Genomic DNA, 17,608 nt, shown 5'->3' on the forward strand with positions numbered 1-17,608 from the left:
ATTTCTATCTATTTCAGAAATTGATGAAATAAAAAAAGAAAATGTCCTAAAAGTTAAAATACAAAAAACGCGCATCTGCAATTCGCAGATACGCGTCTTTTTATTTAGCTTGTCCAGTTGGACCGTAACTATTTCAAAGTTACTGAAGCACCAACTTCTTCAAGCTTAGATTTAATGTCGTTAGCTTCGTCTTCAGAAACGCCTTCCTTAACGTTCTTAGGAGCGCCATCAACAAGATCCTTTGAGTCCTTAAGGCCAAGTCCAGTGATGTCACGAACAACCTTAATAACCTTAACCTTTTCTTGACCAGCTTCAGTCAATTCTACATCGTAGCTTGACTTAGCAGCTGCGTCACCGCCAGCAGCACCTGCAGCAGCAACTGGAGCAGCAGCAGAAACGCCAAATTCGTCTTCAATAGCCTTTACAAGGTCATTTAATTCAAGAATTGAAGCATTCTTTAAGTCTTCAATAATCTTTTCAGTATCTAAAGCCATATTTATATATCCTCCGAAATATTTTTATTAGATATAAATTACTATATTTTATTCAGCAGATTCATCTTTTGAATCAGCAACAGCTTTAACAGCGTATGCGACGTTGCGTACAGGAGCTTGTAATACAGAAACAAGCATTGATAGCAAGCCTTCGCGTCCAGGAATAGCAGCAAGAGACTTAATGTCTTCTTTAGAAGTCAACTTGCCTTCTAGCATACCACCCTTAATGTCGATTACATCAAAATCATCTTCATATTTTGAAACAATACGAGCTGGTTCTGTGATGTCATCAGCATTATCAGTATAAACAACAGCAGTAGGGCCAACAAAAGCGTCATCAAGACCTTCAATGCCAGCCTTAGCAGCAGCACGTCTTAAGTATGTGTTCTTAACAACCTTCATCTTAACATCGTTTTCACGAAGTTCCTTACGCATGTTAGTAACTTCTTCAACAGTCAAACCAAGGTAATTAATTACTAAGATAGCTTTTGCAGATTTAAGTTCTTCAGCAAATGCGTCAACGAACTTTTCTTTTTCAGCAATAGCAGCTTTACTCAATCGAATTCACCTCCATAAAATTCATTAATAAATTCCATAAGGCCTAAAAAAACTCCATGCCAAGCAAGACATGGAGCATTAAAATCTTCATTATCTTCCGGCCTCGGCGGGAAATTAAGGCGTTGTGCCACCCGAGTCTTAGGTAGAATTTACTTTATTAACTATAACAGGATTAATATTTAATTGCAAGACAATTATTCCTTTTTAGTCTTGCTATTTTTCTTAGTAGTTGCCTTAGCCTTAGCAGTTTTTGTCCTTTTTTTCGCTTGTGTTTTTTTCTTATCAGCACTAATTAGTTCAAAAAGTTCACCGGATGATTTGTAAATTACCCAACTTGCTAAGTTGACAATGTGATCGCTAATTCGCTCTAACAATCTAATGATGACAAAGTAACTGGCCGAGGCGACGGCAACATTTGGATCTTGCTCAACACCATCAATAATCATTTGCCGGGCTTTGCGGTAATCTTGGTAAACATCTTCATGTCCATTAAGCATTGACCGAGCAGTGTTTTCATCATCTTGAACATAGGCAGTCAAAACTTGAATTAACATTGTCCGAACTTGATGAGTCATGCCAGAAATGATTTTTTCAACTTCGGAAATCCGCGGGTTACCTTTAACGCGAACAGTTTCAACCGCAATACTATTGGCATTTTCACCGATTCTTTCCAAATCAGTTGTGGCCTTTAAAATACTAATTACAACGCGAAAATCTGTAGCGACAGGTTGTTGTAATGCCATTAGGTCGAGTGCTTTTTTCTCAATCTTAATTGCTTCTTTGGCCACAACCTTATCTTCTTCAATCATTTCCTGCGCCATCTTTTTATCGTGATCGACGAATGACCGGGTTCCCTGGTCAATTAAATCATTAACTTGGACACCCATTTCCATAAATTGCGTGTTTAGCTTTTTCAGTTCGTCTAAAAATATTTCGTGCATAATCCACCTCCATAATTAGCCAAAACGGCCGTTAAGATAATTACTAGTTATTTCCTTTTCTGGTGCCAAGAACATCTGCTCAGTTGTACCAGATTCAATCAATTCACCATTCATTAAAAAGGCAACTTGATCAGATACCCGACTGGCTTGCTGCAAATTGTGCGTAACCATGATAAAGGTATATTTTTTCTTTAACCCCATCAAGGTTTCCTCAATTTCTGAGCTAGAAATTGGGTCTAGTGCCGAAGTAGGCTCATCGAGTAAAACCACTTCTGGTCTTACCGCTAAAGCGCGCGCAATACAGATTCGCTGCTGCTGTCCACCAGAAAATGCAAGAGCATTTCGTTGCAAGCTATCTTTGGTTTCCTCCCAAATGGCTGCTTGTTTCAAGCTTTCTTCTACTCGCTGTTCAATCAGCTCTTTGTCTTTGACGCCAGCGACACGCAAGCCATAAGCAACATTATCAAACACCGAAAACGGAAACGGTGTTGGTTGTTGAAAAACCATGCCTACTTTTTTTCTTAAAGCTACTAGATCCAAATGAGTTCGATAAATATCTTGCCCTTCCAGCAAAATTTTGCCAGTGATCTTAATATTTTCAATATCATCATTCATCCGGTTCAAGCACCGTAAAAAAGTTGACTTACCACAACCCGATGGGCCTATCAGTGCCGTCAGTTTCTTAGTTGGAAAAGCAAGCGTAATTCCGTGCAATGCTTCAAAATCGCCGTAACTTAATTTAACGTTCTCGGCTTCCATGATATTTGTCATTTTACCGCTCCTTTAGCCAAAACTACCCTGAATATACTTCTCAGTGATCTCGCCTTGCGGATTAGTGAAAATGTTAGTAGTCGTATCGTATTCCAGTGCATGTCCCAAATGGAAAAACGCGGTATACTCACTAATTCTAGAAGCTTGCTGCATATTATGCGTAACCATCACCATTGTGTATTTTTTCCGCAACTGCTTTAACGTATCTTCAAGCTTAGCAGTTGAGACCGGATCAAGCGCACTTGCTGGCTCATCTAAAAGCAAAATTTCTGGTTTTAACGCAATTGCACGTGCGATACAAAGTCGCTGCTGCTGTCCACCTGACAAAGCTAAGGCACTTTTATCCAATTTGTCTTTAACTTCGTCCCATAAAGCAGCAGCCCGCAAGCTTTCTTCAACTATCTGGTCTAACTTTTGCTTGTCCTGTTGGCCATTTGCTTTTAAAGCGTAAACAATATTCTCCCGAATTGATTTCGGGAATGGATTTGGTTTTTGGAAAACCATCCCGATTGCCTTACGTAATTCATAAACATTAATCTTTTTCTGGTTAACATCAAGATCATGAAACATAATCTTACCGTCTACCCGAGCAACCCGGTCATTCATCCGGTTCAGAGAACGTAAAAATGTTGATTTACCAGAGCCCGAGGCACCAATTAAAGCAGTAATGGTATTTTTCTTAAATCCAAGACTAACATCAAACAACTTTTGAATTGTACCGCCATAAAAGACACTTAAGTCCTCTGTGTATACGGCACAATCTTCTTCAGGAAAAGTCTTAATGTAAGTCTTTTGCGTTTGCCAATTTTCCATAAAAAATTCCCTTATTTAATTTTAGCGGCCGTTAACCGATTATAGAGCCAATTACCAAGAGCCCGTGCGCCAAAATTAAAAATAATTACAACAATTACGAGTAAAGCTGAAGTGGCGGCTGAAACAACATTAACGTCGGGAATAATTCCTTCCGTATTAACTTTCCAAATATGAACAGCCAGAGTTTCAGCAGGACGCATTACGTTTAAAAAACTAGTTGGACTGAACATATTCCAATTAGAATAATCAACCGTTGAGCCACTTTGACCTGCCGTATAAATTAGGGCGGCCGCTTCACCGAAGACACGACCAGCACTAAGAATTACACCAGTAATGATCCCTGGAAGAGCAGCAGGTAGAACAACTCCACGAATTGTTTTCCAATTAGATAGCCCCAGTGCCCAGCCAGCTTCACGCTGCGTTTGTGGCACACCTTTTATGGCTTCTTCAATGTTGCTAGTTAAAATAGGTAAATTGAAAAAAGTTAGTGCCAAGGCACCAGCAATAATCGAAAAGCCTAAGCCAAATTGAACTACAAACAGTAAATAACCAAATAACCCAACAACAATTGAAGGCAGTGAGCTCAAGATTTCAATTGTTGTTCTGATTAGTTGCGTTAACCAGTTATCAGCTGCATATTCGGCCAGGTAAATTGCTGCTCCCAAAGCAATGGGGAGAGAAATTATTAGCGTCAGCAATAACAAATAAAGTGAATTAAATAATTGGTCTCTAATCCCACCGCCTGCTTCAAACGATGAAGAAACGGAAGTTAAAAAGTGCCACGATAGGTGCGGAACACCAGAAATTAAAATATTTCCGATAATACCGGCCAAAAGTAAGATTACGATGCCTACTAAAAAGTAAATTACACAAGTAGCAATCCGATCATTTCTTTTTGAATTCATAATGCCACTAACTCTTCTTTCCAATTAAGTGTACTAAAAAGTTGAACACTAACGACATAATCAAAAGCAGCAATGCCAGTGACCACAAAGCATTATTAGGTAAAGTGCCCATAACGGTATTACCCATTTGACTAGTCAGCTGACTGGTTAAAGTGGCAGCTGGACTCACTAGGTTATATGGCATTAACACGGCATTTCCGATTGCCATTTGAACTGCTAAAGCTTCACCGAAGGCCCGTGCCATTCCAAAAATAATCGCTGTCATAATCCGTGCGCGAGCAGCCCTTAAAACAACGTGAAAAATGGTTTGCCATTGGGTTGCACCAAGTGCAGCGGATGATTTGCGCAATTCTTTTGGCACTGCCTTAAAGGCATCAACAGTTAATGACGTAATCGTTGGTAAAACCATTACGAATAAGATTAATGTTGCCGTTAAAATGCCAAATCCAGTTCCACCAAAAATTGTCCGAATAGCTGGTACGACTACGGTTAATCCCAAAAAGCCATAAACAACTGATGGAATTCCAACTAGTAATTCCATCACGGACTGAAGAAAGTTAGCCTTTTTACCAGATTCATATTCTGTCATAAATAAAGCAACGGCAATTGCAAAAGGCGTCGCAATTATTGCTGCCAGTAAAGTTACTGCAAATGAAGTAACAATCATTGCTGCCGCACCCACGTGCTCAGGACCGGCACTAGGATTCCAATCCGAAGAAAATAAAAAGTGGAAGATATTTACTTTATCTGTAAAGAAAGTGGCAAGACCATGCATTCCAACAAAGCCGATAATTGCCACAATCAAGACTCCGATTAAGGCGATTGCCAAAGCGGTCAAGCCTTTGCCCCAGCGCTCCTGCCTAGTTTCTTTGGACGGCTTAGTCAACCGCGCAATATCGATATTACGGGGATTAATGCCCTTAATCTTAACATGAGGAACTTTTTGCTGAGCAATCGCTTGTTCAACAACCTCTTGCAAATCTTGTTCTTTTTTAGCCATATTAATTACCTAATTTCGTAATTTTATTTTGACTATCACGATAAACTTTCATTTCATGAATACTAAGATAGCCAATCTTTGGAACCAAATCTTTTTGGACCTTTTTGCTCAATACATATTTAATAAAGGCAGCCGTTGCTTTGTTAGGCTCTCCTTTAGTGTACATATGCTCATACGACCATAATGGCCATTTGTTAGTAGGAATGTTCTTATTAACTGGCTGTACATGGTTAATGCTAATTTTTTGAATGTTTTCATCATTAGCATACGGGAAGGAAATATAAGAGATGGTTCCCGGCGTCGAATTGACGATTTTCTTAACCGTACCGTTAGAATCCTGTTCTTGTGAATTAATGGCATCCTTGCCCTTTAAAATCAAATCTTCAAAGGTAGTTCTAGTACCACTACCACGAGAACGGTTGATGACAATGATTGGCAGATTTTTACCGCCAACCTGGCGCCAGTTTTTAATCTTACCGGTAAAGATATCTGCTAATTGCTGGTTAGTTAAATTTTTAACCCCTACACCCTTATTAGCAATAGGTACAATCCCAACGATTGCAACTTGATAGTCCTTCAGTTTCTTTTCGTCGATTCCCTTTTGCGTTTCAGCAAAAACATCCGACGTACCAACCTGGACGGCTCCCGCTTGTACTTGACTAAGTCCGGTACCAGAGCCACCACCTTGGACAACAATATTACTGTCAAGATGGGCTAAATGATAGTCATTGCCAGCTTGCTCAATTAACGGCTGCAAAGCACTTGAGCCTACGATTGTGATTTTTTGGCGGTTTTGACTGCAACCAACTAAAAAAAGCGGCACAAACAAAAGGATTGCCAGCAATTTGCCCACATTATTTTTACGCATGATAATTCCCTCAATTAGACAATTGGATTATGCTTTAGTTTAACAAATCTTTTGCAATTGATAAATAATAAACATCAAAAAGTCGATAAAAAAAGCAACTCGCCTAAACGGCAGAGTTGCTCTTTAATTGTTATTTATTAGTCCAAGTTTAATGGATCAAGCTTGATCCCTGGGCCAAAGGTTGCAGCAACTGCAACACTCTTAATGTATTGACCCTTAGCTGCTGATGGACGTGCACGTAAAATAACGTCACGAAGTGCATCAAAGTTTTCAATTAATTGTTCATCAGTAAATGAAACCTTACCGATAGCAGCATGAATAGCAGCTTGACGGTCAACACGGTATTCAACCTGACCAGCCTTAACATTCTTAACGGCCTTTTCAATGTCCATTGTAACAGTACCGGTCTTAGGGTTTGGCATCAAACCTTTAGGTCCTAATACACGACCCAAACGACCAACTTTAGCCATCATTGTTGGTGTTGCAACAACAACGTCAAAGTCTAAGTAACCATTTTGAACTTTTTCAACTAATTCGTCTGAACCAACTTCGTCAGCACCGGCAGCCTTAGCTTCTTCAGCTTGTGCACCTTCAGCAAAGACAATAACCTTTTGGGTCTTACCAGTACCGTTTGGCAAAACAATTGAGCCACGGATTTGTTGGTCAGCTTGCTTAGGATCAACGCTCAAGTTGTAAGAAACTTCAACTGATGCGTCAAAGCCAGCATATGAAGTCTCTTTAACAAGCTTCATTGCTTCAGCAACTGAATATAATTTCTTTGAATCTACTTTTTTAGCAGCTTCTACATATTTTTTACCATGCTTTGGCATGTGATTTCCTCCTTAATATGTGGTCAAGCGAGCCAATGGCTCTCCCACCTAAATTGTTATAAATAACAGGATTAGTCTTCGACTTCGATACCCATGCTTCTAGCAGTACCTTCGATCATCCGCATAGCAGCTTCGACATCAGCAGCGTTAAGGTCCTTCATCTTAGTTTCAGCGATTTCCTTAACTTGATCCTTGGTTACCTTACCAACTTTCTTGGTATTAGGTTCACCAGAAGCCTTGTCAATTTTAGCAGCTTGCTTCAGAAGTACTGGAGCTGGTGGAGTCTTAGTAACGAATTCGAATGAACGATCTTCGTAAACTGTAATGACTACAGGAATAATCATGCCTTTTTGGTCAGCAGTTCTAGCATTGAAGTCCTTAGTAAAACCAACAATGTTAATACCTGCTTGACCCAAAGCAGGACCAACTGGAGGTGCGGGTGTTGCAGCACCAGCTGGTATTTGTAATTTGACAACGTTAATAACTTTTTTTGCCACGGTCAAAACCTCCTTGATTCCGTGCGTGGTTAGAATGGAAAAGTTACCTACTTTTCCTCCCACAATAATAAAAGTACCTTAATATGGTACCATCGATTAATTAGATTTGCAATATCCGACGAAATTTTAGCTAATTTCCTTTACTTGATCGTAATCAAGTTCTGTAGTGGTTGCCCGGCCAAACATATCAACAGAAACAAACAACTTATACTTATCTGGTTGAATTTCCGTGATCTTACCTTCAACACCATTAAAGGCGCCGTCAATAATTGTCACGGTTTCACCAACTTCATAGTCAATTTGTGGCCGTTTAGCTGGCTCACCTTGTTGACGCAATAAGCGGTTAACTTCTTCATCTAGTAGAGGCGAAGGCTTAGAGCCACCACCATGTGAACCAACAAAGCCAGTTACATTAGGTGTATTACGAACAACAAACCAGCTTTCATCGGTCATAACCATTTCAACTAAAACGTAACCAGGAAAGATTTTTTCTTCGACTTCTTTTTTCTTGTCGTTAACTTTCTCGATTTTCTCTTGTTCAGGAACCATTACCCGAAAAATGTAATCTTGCATTCCCATGCTTTGAGCACGAGATAAGAGGTCAGATTTAACCTTGTCTTCATAGCCTGAATAAGTGTGAAGTACAAACCATTGCTTTTTAGTTGTTTCAACCATTACATAAATTCTCCTTTTAAATTTGGCAAACAAAAAAACCTCCAAGTAAGAGGTTCTTCTTAATTAACTTCATTATATCACGAATAGAAAATCATTGCTATTTACATAAACATCTGCGTCAAAATACTGAACAAGTAGTCCAGTAATCCAAGGAATAAAGCGAATAAGACAGAGGTAGTAATTACAATGCCCGTATCATGACGGTTTTGCTTAGCACTTGGCCAAGTGACTAACCGCATTTCATGTCCTACACTCTTAAAAAACTTAATCATTAATCTTTACCTCGTTTCCTTATGCACCGTCATTTTACCGCAATGCTTACAGAATTTTTTTAATTCAAGCCGCTGGGTGCGATTCTTGCTTGCGGTGATTGAGTAGTTACGCGAGCCGCAAATGCTGCAGGCTAATGATGCTTTTTTCACTGCCATAATCTCACTTCCAAACTATTGTATTTTAACAAAAAAAGATAATGTACGCAATTAAGTACAAATTAAAATTAAATAATTAACTAGCCATTTAGTCAAAATATCTGCTTTTAATGCAATTAAACAAAAACAGTTGCCCATCATCGGACAACTGCTTTTAAGTGGTCAAACAAAGCGTGACCACTGGGCGTAGAACATTGTATAGTCGGATTTACTTCTTAAGATTTTCATTTACGAAGGATTCGATTTTATCGTCAGAATAATCGAGAAACGGAAGCATTTCTTCTTCCGTCTTCATGGTATCTCTACCATTCTTTTCCATGAAGTAGTCCCAAAGGGCATCTCTAACTGGAATATCTGAATCACTCCAGTCAAAAACTTCTTTCATGTGACGATCTAACAATGCAGTCTTTATTTCTTCTGCCATCTTAATCTACCTCCTAAAATTATTCTACATTAAAGATTATATCCTATTTCCAAAGCCATAGCTATTAAAATATTATTTTAATAGGCTTGCGCGCATTTTTCTGACCAAGCGCGAACGCGCCCGAACTAAGGTAAGCTGACTTACTTTTAGATAGTTGATTACTTCTTCTTGCCGATAAACGCCAAGAATAATTAATAAAGTCCATATTTCTAACAACGAGAGATTACTAATAGCTTCCTCTACGCTTTCAGATAATGGCACACAAGAAACTAAAACTGCTGGACGGCGGACAGGCTTCAGCCCATTGGTAATTGCCGTTTCCAGTGAAATTGCTTGTGTCGAAGCTCGTCTACGATATGCCATGTGATAACGTAAGACAGAACGAACACGGTTAAGCAGACGAACTTTATAATAACTGCCGAATGTCCCTTTTCCTTCTTGATATTTTAGTGCTGCTTCGTGACACACAATCAAGGCTTCCTGGTTCCAATCCTGCTCATCATAATAACGAACATAATATTGCTGCTTAACATGGTTTATTAATGGGCGATATAAATTGTAGAGTTCTGGTAATGCATCTTGGTCTCCCGCTTTGATTTTTCTAATTAAAATTGCTTCCTGTCTCATTTTACTTGCTCAACCTTCATTTTGATTCTATTTTCAGAGCATTTAGTTATGCCCAGGTTCAAGAATAGAAAAAATTGGTCATAAACTTGACAGAACCTATGTTTATTTGGCACGAGCAAGTTGAAATGTCGAAAAGGCGCATTGCAGAAAAATCATTCTGTCATTTGCTAAGTAAAAATAAACAAAAAAACATTCTACTATCTCAGTAGAATGTTTTTTAATTAATTAAGTGGATTACGACTATTGAGCATCTGGTAGAGCAGCACACCGGTTGCGACACTGGCATTGAGCGATTGGACGTGACCGACCATTGGCAAAGTTAACATTTGATCCATCTGTTCTTTAAGCAGACGCGAAATTCCTTTACCCTCATTTCCGATGACAAGCACGGTCTTACCGTTACTGTCCCACCGACGATAATCCGTTCCCTTCATATCTGTTCCAAAAAGCCAGTAACCACGTTTTTTTAGCATTTGACTTGTCTGAACCAAGTTATTAACGCGAGCAACTGGCACGTGATCAATTGCCCCAGTTGAAGTCTTAGCTACAACCGAAGTTAACCCGGTCGCATGCCGTTTAGGAATGATGATAGCGTCAACTCCGGTAGCGTCGGCTGTCCGTAAAATTGAGCCCAAGTTATGCGGATCTTCAATTGAATCGAGCATTAACAGAAATGGCTCTTTTTCGTCACGATCGAATTGAGCAAGCAAATCATCCAAAGCGGCGTATTCAAAGCTAGCAACAGTTAGAACCAAACCTTGGTGATTGCCGCCTTGAACCAACCGATCAAGTTTATTTTTAGGGACTGTTTGGACAATAATACCCTTCTTTTTCGCTAACCCAAATACTTCATTAGCAAAACTTTCCTGGACTCCCTGCTGTAAAAACACCTTATTAATGCGGTCAGCGTCTTGCGTTTTGAGAAAATCAAGCCCTGCATGCTTACCAAAAACAAAATCTTTATCATTTGAAGTCATATTGATCAATGCCACCTTCCTCTACTGTCTTAATGCACCATGCATTCAATTCGGCAATGCGGTCTGTTTTATTCAATAATTCCAAGTAGCCCCAAACTGCTTCAAAACCAGTGGACAATTGGTATGTGGCTAAACTGGTATTTTTGGCTTTAGTATACGTTTTCGAATTGCGTCCTCGCTTAAACGTGGCAATTTCATCGCTACTAAGTAAATTTTCATCTTGCAGTTTTGTAATTAATGCTGCCTGAGCTTTCGCAGAAACATAATGCGTTGCCTGCCGTTGTAAAACCTGCGGTTTAACAATTCCGCCTTTAATTAGGTGCTGGCGGATTGCAATTTCATAAACTGCATCCCCTAAATAAGCCAGTGTTTGGCCATTTAACGTATCCGGATTCACAGCACTTTCAACTAACTTCTTTACTTTATTCACGTATCCACCTTGTTCCTTGTGGGGTGTCCTCCACTGTAATTCCCATTTCTTTTAATTGCGCGCGCAATTGGTCGCTTTTAGCCCAATCCTTATTTTTCCGCGCTTGTTCGCGTTCTTTAATCAACGCGGTAATCTCATCTTCGTCTTCAGCAGTTGTTGTTGCGGTTAACTGCGTCGTTTCAATACCAAAAACCGCCAGCCAATCATGCAGCAATTGTTTTACTTCTTTTAAAGCCTCTTTATCAGCATTTTCCGCAGCAATATTAGCATTAACAACTGGCAATAAATCATAAATTGCGGCTAGCGCATTTTGCACGTTAAAATCGTCATCCATAGCCGTGATGAATGCCGTTTTCGTTTTCTTAATTGCCTCTTCTAAAGCAGCTGCCTGAACACTGCTCGTCTGATCGCTAAGTCGATATTCCAAGTTATTCAGTGTGTTTTTGAAGCGTTGCAAAATAATTTCTGCTTGCTGCAGGTTTTCCTTGGAATAATTGATTTGGCGGCGATATTGCACGCTAGCCATCAAGAAGCGCAGAACTTGCGGGTCAACTGTTTTCAGCAAATCATGAACTGTCACAAAATTATGCAGCGATTTTGACATTTTTTCTGCTTCTGCACCAACAGTTACAAACCCATTATGCATCCAATAATGAACAAATTTTTTGCCAGTTGCGGCTTCACTTTGTGCGATTTCATTTTCATGGTGCGGAAATTCTAAATCTTGCCCACCGCCATGAATATCGATTGTCTCGCCTAAGTACTTTGTAGCCATCACAGAACACTCAATGTGCCAACCTGGGCGGCCTTTGCCCCAAGGCGAATTCCACGCAATTTCATCTGGCTGCTTCTGCTTTTTCCATAATGCAAAATCGATTGGATCCTGCTTTCTTTTTTGTTCCTCTTCGTTGATGTGCTCGGAGGCACCCTCTTCCAGTTCAGCGATATTCTGACTGCTTAATTCGCCATAATGCGCAAATTTTTTAGCATGATAATAAACATCCCCATCGGCTTCATAGGCATAACCTTGAGCAATCAGTTGCTTAATAAAATTGATAATTGCCGTTATTTCATGAGTGGCACGCGGATTTTTGGTTGCTGGCTCAATATTTAAGGCTGCAGTATCTTCTTGATAGGCTTTAATGTACCGCTCTGCTAATTCAGGCACCGTGGTCTTTTCGCGCCATGCTTCATTAATCATCTTGTCGTCCACATCGGTAAAGTTAGAAACAAAGTTAACGTGATAACCCCGATATTCAAAATAGCGTCTGATAGTGTCAAATGCAATGGCACTACGAGCGTTCCCAATATGAATGTAGTTGTAAACAGTGGGGCCACAGACATACATCGTAATTTGTCCAGGGCGAATCGGCTGAAATTCTTCTTTTGTTTTGGTCAGAGTATTATAAATTTTCACGATGGCCAGCTTGCCTTTCTAAAAAACATTTATCTTCATTTTAACAGAAAGTGGCGCATATTCTAGCATGGACTATGAGAAAATAGCGGATTGTGCCTGGCCAGCTTAGCTTTTTTACCTTCAAAAAACACGTGGTAACCATAAATTGACGCACTGCACACAAATTTGATGATGGCCCTTCTCCTTTTACCAACCTATTTTTTGCTAAATTAGACAAATGGTTCTTGCCTTCGAGTATGGTTTAAGTCATAAAATGAAAAATAATCAAATTATTAAAAATCCTAAACTAACAGTAGCACTTCACATGCTACGCAGTGAATATTTGAAGGAGCCAAGATGGAAAAACAAGTAATGCTAGTTGTTGGTGCAGGGCAAATCAGTCTTGCGATTGCACGAAGATTAGGGGATGATTACCAAATTATTGTTGGTGACAAGAACTTAGAACATGCCCAAAAGTTCGAACAGACTTTAACAGAAGCCGGCTTTAATGCTAAAGCAAGCGAAATGGATTTAGCATCACGAGATTCAATCAAAGAAACCATTAAATTTGCTACGACCTTTGGTGAAATTAAAGCTTTAGTTAATGGTGCCGGATTATCACCAAGTCAGGCCAAGACCGAAGATATTTTAAAAGTAGACTTGTACGGCACAGCGGTCCTACTTGAGGAAGTAGGCAAAGTTATTGCGAAAGGCGGCGTTGGGATTACTATTTCTAGTCAATCTGGTCACCGTCTTCACGCCTTAACAACTGAGCAAGATCGTCAACTCGCTACCACTCCAACCAGTAAATTATTGCAATTGCCAATCCTGCAACCAGAAAACATCGCCGATACGCTCCAAGCATACCAGTTAGCAAAAAGGTGTAATGAAAAAAGAGTGATGGCAGAAGCAATTAACTGGGCTAAAAGAGGAGCACGACTGAATGCAATTGCTCCCGGAATCATCGTAACGCCTCTTGCTCTAGATGAATTTAACGGCATCAGGGGCGACTTTTACCGAAAAATGTTTGCCCAGTCCCCTGCTGGACGTCCAGGAACTGCAGATGAAGTAGCGAATGTAGCGGAGTTGTTAATGACACAGCAAGGTGCATTTATTACCGGCTCAACTTTTCTAATTGATGGCGGAGCTACGGCAAATTACTTTTATGGCCAGCAAGCTGACAATTAATTCCAGTCCAAAGCCAAATTACCGCTAAAACGCAAAAGCACACCACCTCGTTTCGAGATGATGTGCTTTTTATTTCTATTATAAGATGGTATTATAAGCCGTTTTCGCTCATTTGCTTCAAGGTTAAGTCCAAGTGCTGCATCACTCTTTGCTTACCTAAAAGTTCCATTGCTTCACCAATGCCAGGGCCAACCATTGATCTAGTGGTTGCAATTCTGATTGGCATAAACAGTCTTCTACCCTTAATGCCCGTTTCTTGACGTGTTGCTTGAACAGCATTCATGATTTGGGGAGAAGTAAACCGTGGAATCAGATCAACTTGCTTCTTAAATTCTTCGATTACAGGTCTAGCTTCGTCTTTGCGAATTTCATCGATTTCTTCTTCACTCAAGTTCTTCGGTGCATCAAAGAAAATTTTGGCCAAATCAACAATTTGCTTAGTGTATGACATTTGCACTGAGTAAATATTTACCAGTTGCCGAACCCATTCCATCTTTTCTGGATTTGGATCTTGTTCAACTAGCCCAGCTTCTTGTAAGTTATTCAAAGCCAAATCAAGCAAGGTGTCACGATCGGCCTTCTTAATGTATTGGTTATTAATCCACTCAAGCTTCTTTTGGTCAAAAGCAGCAGGAGAGTTTGATAATCGTGCTGGGTCAAATTGTTTAATCAATTCACGTTGAGTGAAAATCTCATTTTCGCCCACAGGTGACCAACCAAGAAGAGTAATAAAGTTAAACATGGCATCTGGCAAATAGCCCATATCACGGTATTGCTCAATAAATTGCAAAACTGATTCGTCACGCTTGGAAAGCTTCTTACCAGTCTCAGAATTGATAATCAATGTCATGTGACCAAATTTTGGTGGTTCCCAGCCAAGCGCTTCATAAACTGCTAATTGCTTTGGCGTGTTGGAAACATGGTCATCCCCACGCAACACGTGAGTAATTTCCATCAAGTGATCGTCAATAACAACTGCAAAGTTATAAGTTGGCATACCATCACGTTTTTGAATAACAAAATCGCCACCGATCGTGTCTGATTCAAAACTCAAATGGCCCTTAACAATATCTTCCCAGGAATAAGTTTCCATTTCAGGAATGTGAATCCGAACAACTGGCTTCAAGCCCTTGGCCTTAGCTTCTTCTTGCTTTTGCGCAATTTCGTCAGCTGTCAGGCCCTCATATTCATAGGTGTAGTGCGGTGCAATCCCCATTGCACGCTGCTCTTCACGTTGCTCTTCAAGCTCTTCTTCAGTTTTATATGAATAATAAGCTTTACCTTCATCAATTAATTGCTTGATGTACTTATTGTAAATATCTTTACGTTCTGATTGCCGGTAAGGACCAAAGTCACCGCCCTTATCAGGACCTTCATCCCAATCAATTCCAAGCCAGCGAAGGTTATCCATCTGAGACTCAGAACCACCTTCAACGTTCCGCTTTTGGTCGGTATCTTCAATTCTTAATACAAAAGTACCTTTATTATGGCGCGCAAATAGATAATTAAATAATGCAGTACGCGCGTTACCGATATGCAAATGTCCCGTTGGACTTGGGGCATATCTTACCCGAATTTTTTGTTTTGCCAAAATTCATGCCTCTTTCAAAAAGTAAATCTCAATAAACTAAGTTTAACGGTTGAACCATAAAAGTTCAATGGTTGCTTATCCTAAAACCAATTTCAATGCCTGTGGGATGCTAGCCACTGGTATCACTTCAATGCCAAGGTTCTGCAGACTAGCCCGCATGTTGTGTTTAGGAATAAAAATGCGCTTAAAACCTGTTTTAGCAGCTTCTTTAATGCGGGCATCGATTTGATTGACCCGACGCACTTCACCGGTTAAACCAACTTCACCGACAAAACAGTCTGTCGGTAAAATTTCTTCATTTTTATAGCTGGAAGCAATTGCCATTACTACTGCTAAGTCGACAGCCGGTTCATTTAACCGAATACCACCAGTAGCTGTTAAGTAGACATCCTGGTTTTGGAGCATTAAATTGCCCCTTTTTTCTAGCACCGCTAATAATAAGCCCGCGCGGTTAAAGTCAATTCCAGAAGTTGTTCTTTTCGCATAGCCAAAGGCTGTTGGTGTAACCAGTGCCTGAATTTCAGCTAATATTGGGCGAGTACCTTCTAGTGATACGACAATGGCCGAACCAGTTGAATTTGGCAAGCGCTCATCAAGAAAGATTGCTGACGGGTTGGTTACTTCTTGCAACCCCTTATTGACCATTTCAAACATCCCGATTTCATTGGCAGCACCAAAACGATTTTTAACCGAATGGAGAATCCGGTACGCATGATGCTCATCGCCTTCAAAATACAGAACTGTGTCAACCATGTGCTCAAGAATCTTGGGACCCGCAATGGCACCTTCTTTAGTAACGTGCCCGATCACAAAAACCGTAATCGCATCCATTTTCGCGATTTTCATTAATTCACTGGTCACTTCACGTACCTGCGAGGCCGAACCGGTCATTGAATCAAGACTAGGTTCGTTCATTGTTTGAATTGAGTCGATTACGACAAAATCGGGTTTAAGGGTGTCAATCTGTTGCCTAATATCCTCCATATCAGTTTCTGGATAAAGCATCATCTCATTACCACTAAGACCTAACCGGTCTGCGCGCAATTTGATCTGATTGGCAGATTCCTCACCGGATACGTATAAAACCCGGTAGATTGTGGACAATTCACTCATGATTTGTAACATTAAAGTTGATTTCCCGATTCCGGGATCCCCACCGATTAAGACCAATGAGCCTGGTACTATTCCACCGCCTAAAACACGGTTTAACTCACCCATGCTCGTTTTGATCCGCTCTTCTTTTTCAGCCTTAACAGCGGTAATCTTAACAGGTTCATTAATCCCAGTTTTCTTAATTAAACGGCTCGGACTGCCCTTAGTGGAACGAGCTTGGATTGTTTCAGTCTCTTTTTCAAACTGATTCCAAGCACCGCAATTAGGACAGCGGCCCAAATAACTGGCAGAAATATAACCACAGGAATGACATTTGTACTTAGTTTTAATCTTCGCCATTAGTCCTCCTTGTTTGTTGAACCAAGTCCGTTTGCTCTAATCCGGCTAACTGGAAGGTCATCATCAGCCTTTTGGTATTTCATAAAAATCCCTTGGGCAATCCGGTCGCCTTTATGAATCTTAATCGGCCTAACCCCATAATTAATGAGCTGTGCAAAAATTTCGCCCTCGTTAGCTTCATTATTATAATAATCAGAATCAATCACACCAATGCCATTAGGCAAACTCAAGCTACGCTTAAAAGTATTCGATGAGCGGTTTGCCAGCAGCAAAAACTCGTCTTCTGGCATGTAAGCTTTGACCCCAGTCGGAATAAGAAATGGTTTTAAAACCTGCTCCGCCATTTCATAATCTGGTTCATATAATTGGTGCCCGTTTCTAATTAAACGAAAAATCCGCACAAAATTCAGCCGCCAAATGCTGGGAATCACCATGTCTTTAGCCGCCGCAAAATCATACCCAGCACTCGCAATTGTCTGCCGCCTAGGCAAAATAATATTTTGATCTTGATACTTAGATACAACTTCAAAGCCACGTAATTTAGTCATTTTATCTCCTTTTAATCAACAAGAACTATTTTACCTTAATCGCAATGATTTATCCTTAATTTGCGTAAGTTCAAAGAATTTATTAACTTATTTTTTAAAAAGTGGTACCTAGCTATTTTAAATAATCCGTTAGTTACTCTTTACCTACCTAGTTGAGGCTGACCACCTAAACTTTTTGCTTTTTTTTAATGCAGA

Annotated in this window: 22 protein-coding genes and 1 other annotated feature; of the genes, 1 reads left to right on the forward strand and 21 read right to left on the reverse strand. The window is 40.0% G+C overall.

Features of this window, described 5'->3' with window-relative positions; genetic code table 11:
* Nucleotides 1-128: 128 nt before the first annotated feature.
* The 18 genes from rplL to cysS all read right to left on the reverse strand — a co-directional run bounded on the left by rplL (nucleotide 129) and on the right by cysS (nucleotide 12,655).
* Nucleotides 129-494: a 50S ribosomal protein L7/L12 gene (gene rplL / locus J3U54_RS00220; protein WP_103752459.1), complete on the reverse strand. Its 366-nt coding sequence runs from the start codon at nucleotides 492-494 to the stop codon at nucleotides 129-131.
* Between the two features lie 48 nt (nucleotides 495-542).
* Nucleotides 543-1,052, reverse strand: a complete 510-nt coding sequence (gene rplJ / locus J3U54_RS00225; RefSeq protein ID WP_103752458.1) for a 50S ribosomal protein L10 — start codon at nucleotides 1,050-1,052, stop codon at nucleotides 543-545.
* Nucleotides 1,053-1,088: 36 nt separating this feature from the next.
* Nucleotides 1,089-1,213, reverse strand: a sequence feature (ribosomal protein L10 leader region).
* Nucleotides 1,214-1,246: 33 nt separating this feature from the next.
* Nucleotides 1,247-1,993, reverse strand: coding sequence for a phosphate signaling complex protein PhoU (phoU, locus tag J3U54_RS00230; protein WP_220220000.1), 747 nt, complete (start codon nucleotides 1,991-1,993; stop codon nucleotides 1,247-1,249).
* A 15-nt stretch (nucleotides 1,994-2,008) separates the two neighbouring features.
* Nucleotides 2,009-2,764: a phosphate ABC transporter ATP-binding protein PstB gene (gene pstB / locus J3U54_RS00235; protein WP_103752456.1), complete on the reverse strand. Its 756-nt coding sequence runs from the start codon at nucleotides 2,762-2,764 to the stop codon at nucleotides 2,009-2,011.
* Between the two features lie 12 nt (nucleotides 2,765-2,776).
* The gene (gene pstB, locus J3U54_RS00240) at nucleotides 2,777-3,577 is read right to left on the reverse strand and encodes a phosphate ABC transporter ATP-binding protein PstB (protein ID WP_103752455.1); all 801 of its coding nucleotides are present in this window, start codon (nucleotides 3,575-3,577) and stop codon (nucleotides 2,777-2,779) included.
* Between the two features lie 11 nt (nucleotides 3,578-3,588).
* Nucleotides 3,589-4,482: a phosphate ABC transporter permease PstA gene (pstA, locus tag J3U54_RS00245; RefSeq protein ID WP_103752454.1), complete on the reverse strand. Its 894-nt coding sequence runs from the start codon at nucleotides 4,480-4,482 to the stop codon at nucleotides 3,589-3,591.
* Nucleotides 4,483-4,489: 7 nt separating this feature from the next.
* The gene (gene pstC / locus J3U54_RS00250) at nucleotides 4,490-5,482 is read right to left on the reverse strand and encodes a phosphate ABC transporter permease subunit PstC (protein ID WP_267384283.1); all 993 of its coding nucleotides are present in this window, start codon (nucleotides 5,480-5,482) and stop codon (nucleotides 4,490-4,492) included.
* A gap of 1 nt (nucleotide 5,483) precedes the next feature.
* On the reverse strand, nucleotides 5,484-6,350 hold the full coding sequence (locus J3U54_RS00255; RefSeq protein WP_103752452.1) for a phosphate ABC transporter substrate-binding protein: 867 nt from the start codon (nucleotides 6,348-6,350) through the stop codon (nucleotides 5,484-5,486).
* Between the two features lie 137 nt (nucleotides 6,351-6,487).
* Nucleotides 6,488-7,180 carry a 50S ribosomal protein L1 gene (gene rplA / locus J3U54_RS00260; protein ID WP_103752451.1) on the reverse strand — a complete coding sequence of 231 codons (693 nt, stop codon included), beginning with the start codon at nucleotides 7,178-7,180 and terminating at the stop codon, nucleotides 6,488-6,490.
* 71 nt (nucleotides 7,181-7,251) lie between these two features.
* On the reverse strand, nucleotides 7,252-7,677 hold the full coding sequence (gene rplK / locus J3U54_RS00265; protein ID WP_034980336.1) for a 50S ribosomal protein L11: 426 nt from the start codon (nucleotides 7,675-7,677) through the stop codon (nucleotides 7,252-7,254).
* 126 nt (nucleotides 7,678-7,803) lie between these two features.
* Nucleotides 7,804-8,352, reverse strand: coding sequence for a transcription termination/antitermination protein NusG (gene nusG, locus J3U54_RS00270; RefSeq protein ID WP_267384292.1), 549 nt, complete (start codon nucleotides 8,350-8,352; stop codon nucleotides 7,804-7,806).
* A gap of 101 nt (nucleotides 8,353-8,453) precedes the next feature.
* Nucleotides 8,454-8,624 carry a preprotein translocase subunit SecE gene (secE, locus tag J3U54_RS00275; RefSeq protein WP_103752449.1) on the reverse strand — a complete coding sequence of 57 codons (171 nt, stop codon included), beginning with the start codon at nucleotides 8,622-8,624 and terminating at the stop codon, nucleotides 8,454-8,456.
* A 6-nt stretch (nucleotides 8,625-8,630) separates the two neighbouring features.
* The gene (gene rpmG / locus J3U54_RS00280) at nucleotides 8,631-8,780 is read right to left on the reverse strand and encodes a 50S ribosomal protein L33 (RefSeq protein ID WP_103752448.1); all 150 of its coding nucleotides are present in this window, start codon (nucleotides 8,778-8,780) and stop codon (nucleotides 8,631-8,633) included.
* Nucleotides 8,781-8,988: 208 nt separating this feature from the next.
* Entirely contained in the window at nucleotides 8,989-9,204 is a 216-nt protein-coding gene (locus tag J3U54_RS00285; RefSeq protein ID WP_103752447.1) for a hypothetical protein, read from the reverse strand.
* A gap of 72 nt (nucleotides 9,205-9,276) precedes the next feature.
* Nucleotides 9,277-9,831 (reverse strand): RNA polymerase sigma factor, encoded by a 555-nt coding sequence (locus tag J3U54_RS00290; RefSeq protein WP_103752446.1) that lies wholly within the window; start codon nucleotides 9,829-9,831, stop codon nucleotides 9,277-9,279.
* 221 nt (nucleotides 9,832-10,052) lie between these two features.
* The gene (gene rlmB, locus J3U54_RS00295; protein WP_220232189.1) at nucleotides 10,053-10,808 is read right to left on the reverse strand and encodes a 23S rRNA (guanosine(2251)-2'-O)-methyltransferase RlmB; all 756 of its coding nucleotides are present in this window, start codon (nucleotides 10,806-10,808) and stop codon (nucleotides 10,053-10,055) included.
* The gene (locus J3U54_RS00300) at nucleotides 10,795-11,238 is read right to left on the reverse strand and encodes a Mini-ribonuclease 3 (protein WP_103752444.1); all 444 of its coding nucleotides are present in this window, start codon (nucleotides 11,236-11,238) and stop codon (nucleotides 10,795-10,797) included. The genes rlmB and J3U54_RS00300 overlap by 14 nt, the downstream gene beginning before the upstream one ends.
* Nucleotides 11,231-12,655: a cysteine--tRNA ligase gene (cysS, locus tag J3U54_RS00305; RefSeq protein WP_267384297.1), complete on the reverse strand. Its 1,425-nt coding sequence runs from the start codon at nucleotides 12,653-12,655 to the stop codon at nucleotides 11,231-11,233. Before cysS ends, J3U54_RS00300 begins: the two co-directional genes overlap by 8 nt.
* A 336-nt stretch (nucleotides 12,656-12,991) precedes the next feature.
* Between cysS and J3U54_RS00310 the strand changes: the two genes are divergently transcribed.
* A complete protein-coding gene (locus tag J3U54_RS00310) occupies nucleotides 12,992-13,822 on the forward strand; it encodes an SDR family oxidoreductase (protein ID WP_267384299.1) in 831 nt (276 codons plus the stop codon).
* 91 nt (nucleotides 13,823-13,913) lie between these two features.
* Here J3U54_RS00310 and gltX read toward each other — a convergent pair whose 3' ends face one another.
* From gltX to J3U54_RS00325, 3 genes are all read right to left on the reverse strand, one after another.
* Complete coding sequence (gene gltX, locus J3U54_RS00315; protein WP_103752441.1) at nucleotides 13,914-15,413, reverse strand: glutamate--tRNA ligase; 1,500 nt, start codon at nucleotides 15,411-15,413, stop codon at nucleotides 13,914-13,916.
* Nucleotides 15,414-15,488: 75 nt separating this feature from the next.
* The gene (gene radA / locus J3U54_RS00320) at nucleotides 15,489-16,865 is read right to left on the reverse strand and encodes a DNA repair protein RadA (protein WP_267384303.1); all 1,377 of its coding nucleotides are present in this window, start codon (nucleotides 16,863-16,865) and stop codon (nucleotides 15,489-15,491) included.
* A complete protein-coding gene (locus tag J3U54_RS00325; RefSeq protein WP_267384305.1) occupies nucleotides 16,865-17,413 on the reverse strand; it encodes a dUTP diphosphatase in 549 nt (182 codons plus the stop codon). The genes radA and J3U54_RS00325 overlap by 1 nt, the downstream gene beginning before the upstream one ends.
* Nucleotides 17,414-17,608: the final 195 nt, after the last annotated feature.

This window comes from Lactobacillus sp. B4007, from assembly GCF_026535895.1.
Classification (GTDB): Bacteria; Bacillota; Bacilli; order Lactobacillales; family Lactobacillaceae; genus Lactobacillus; species Lactobacillus panisapium.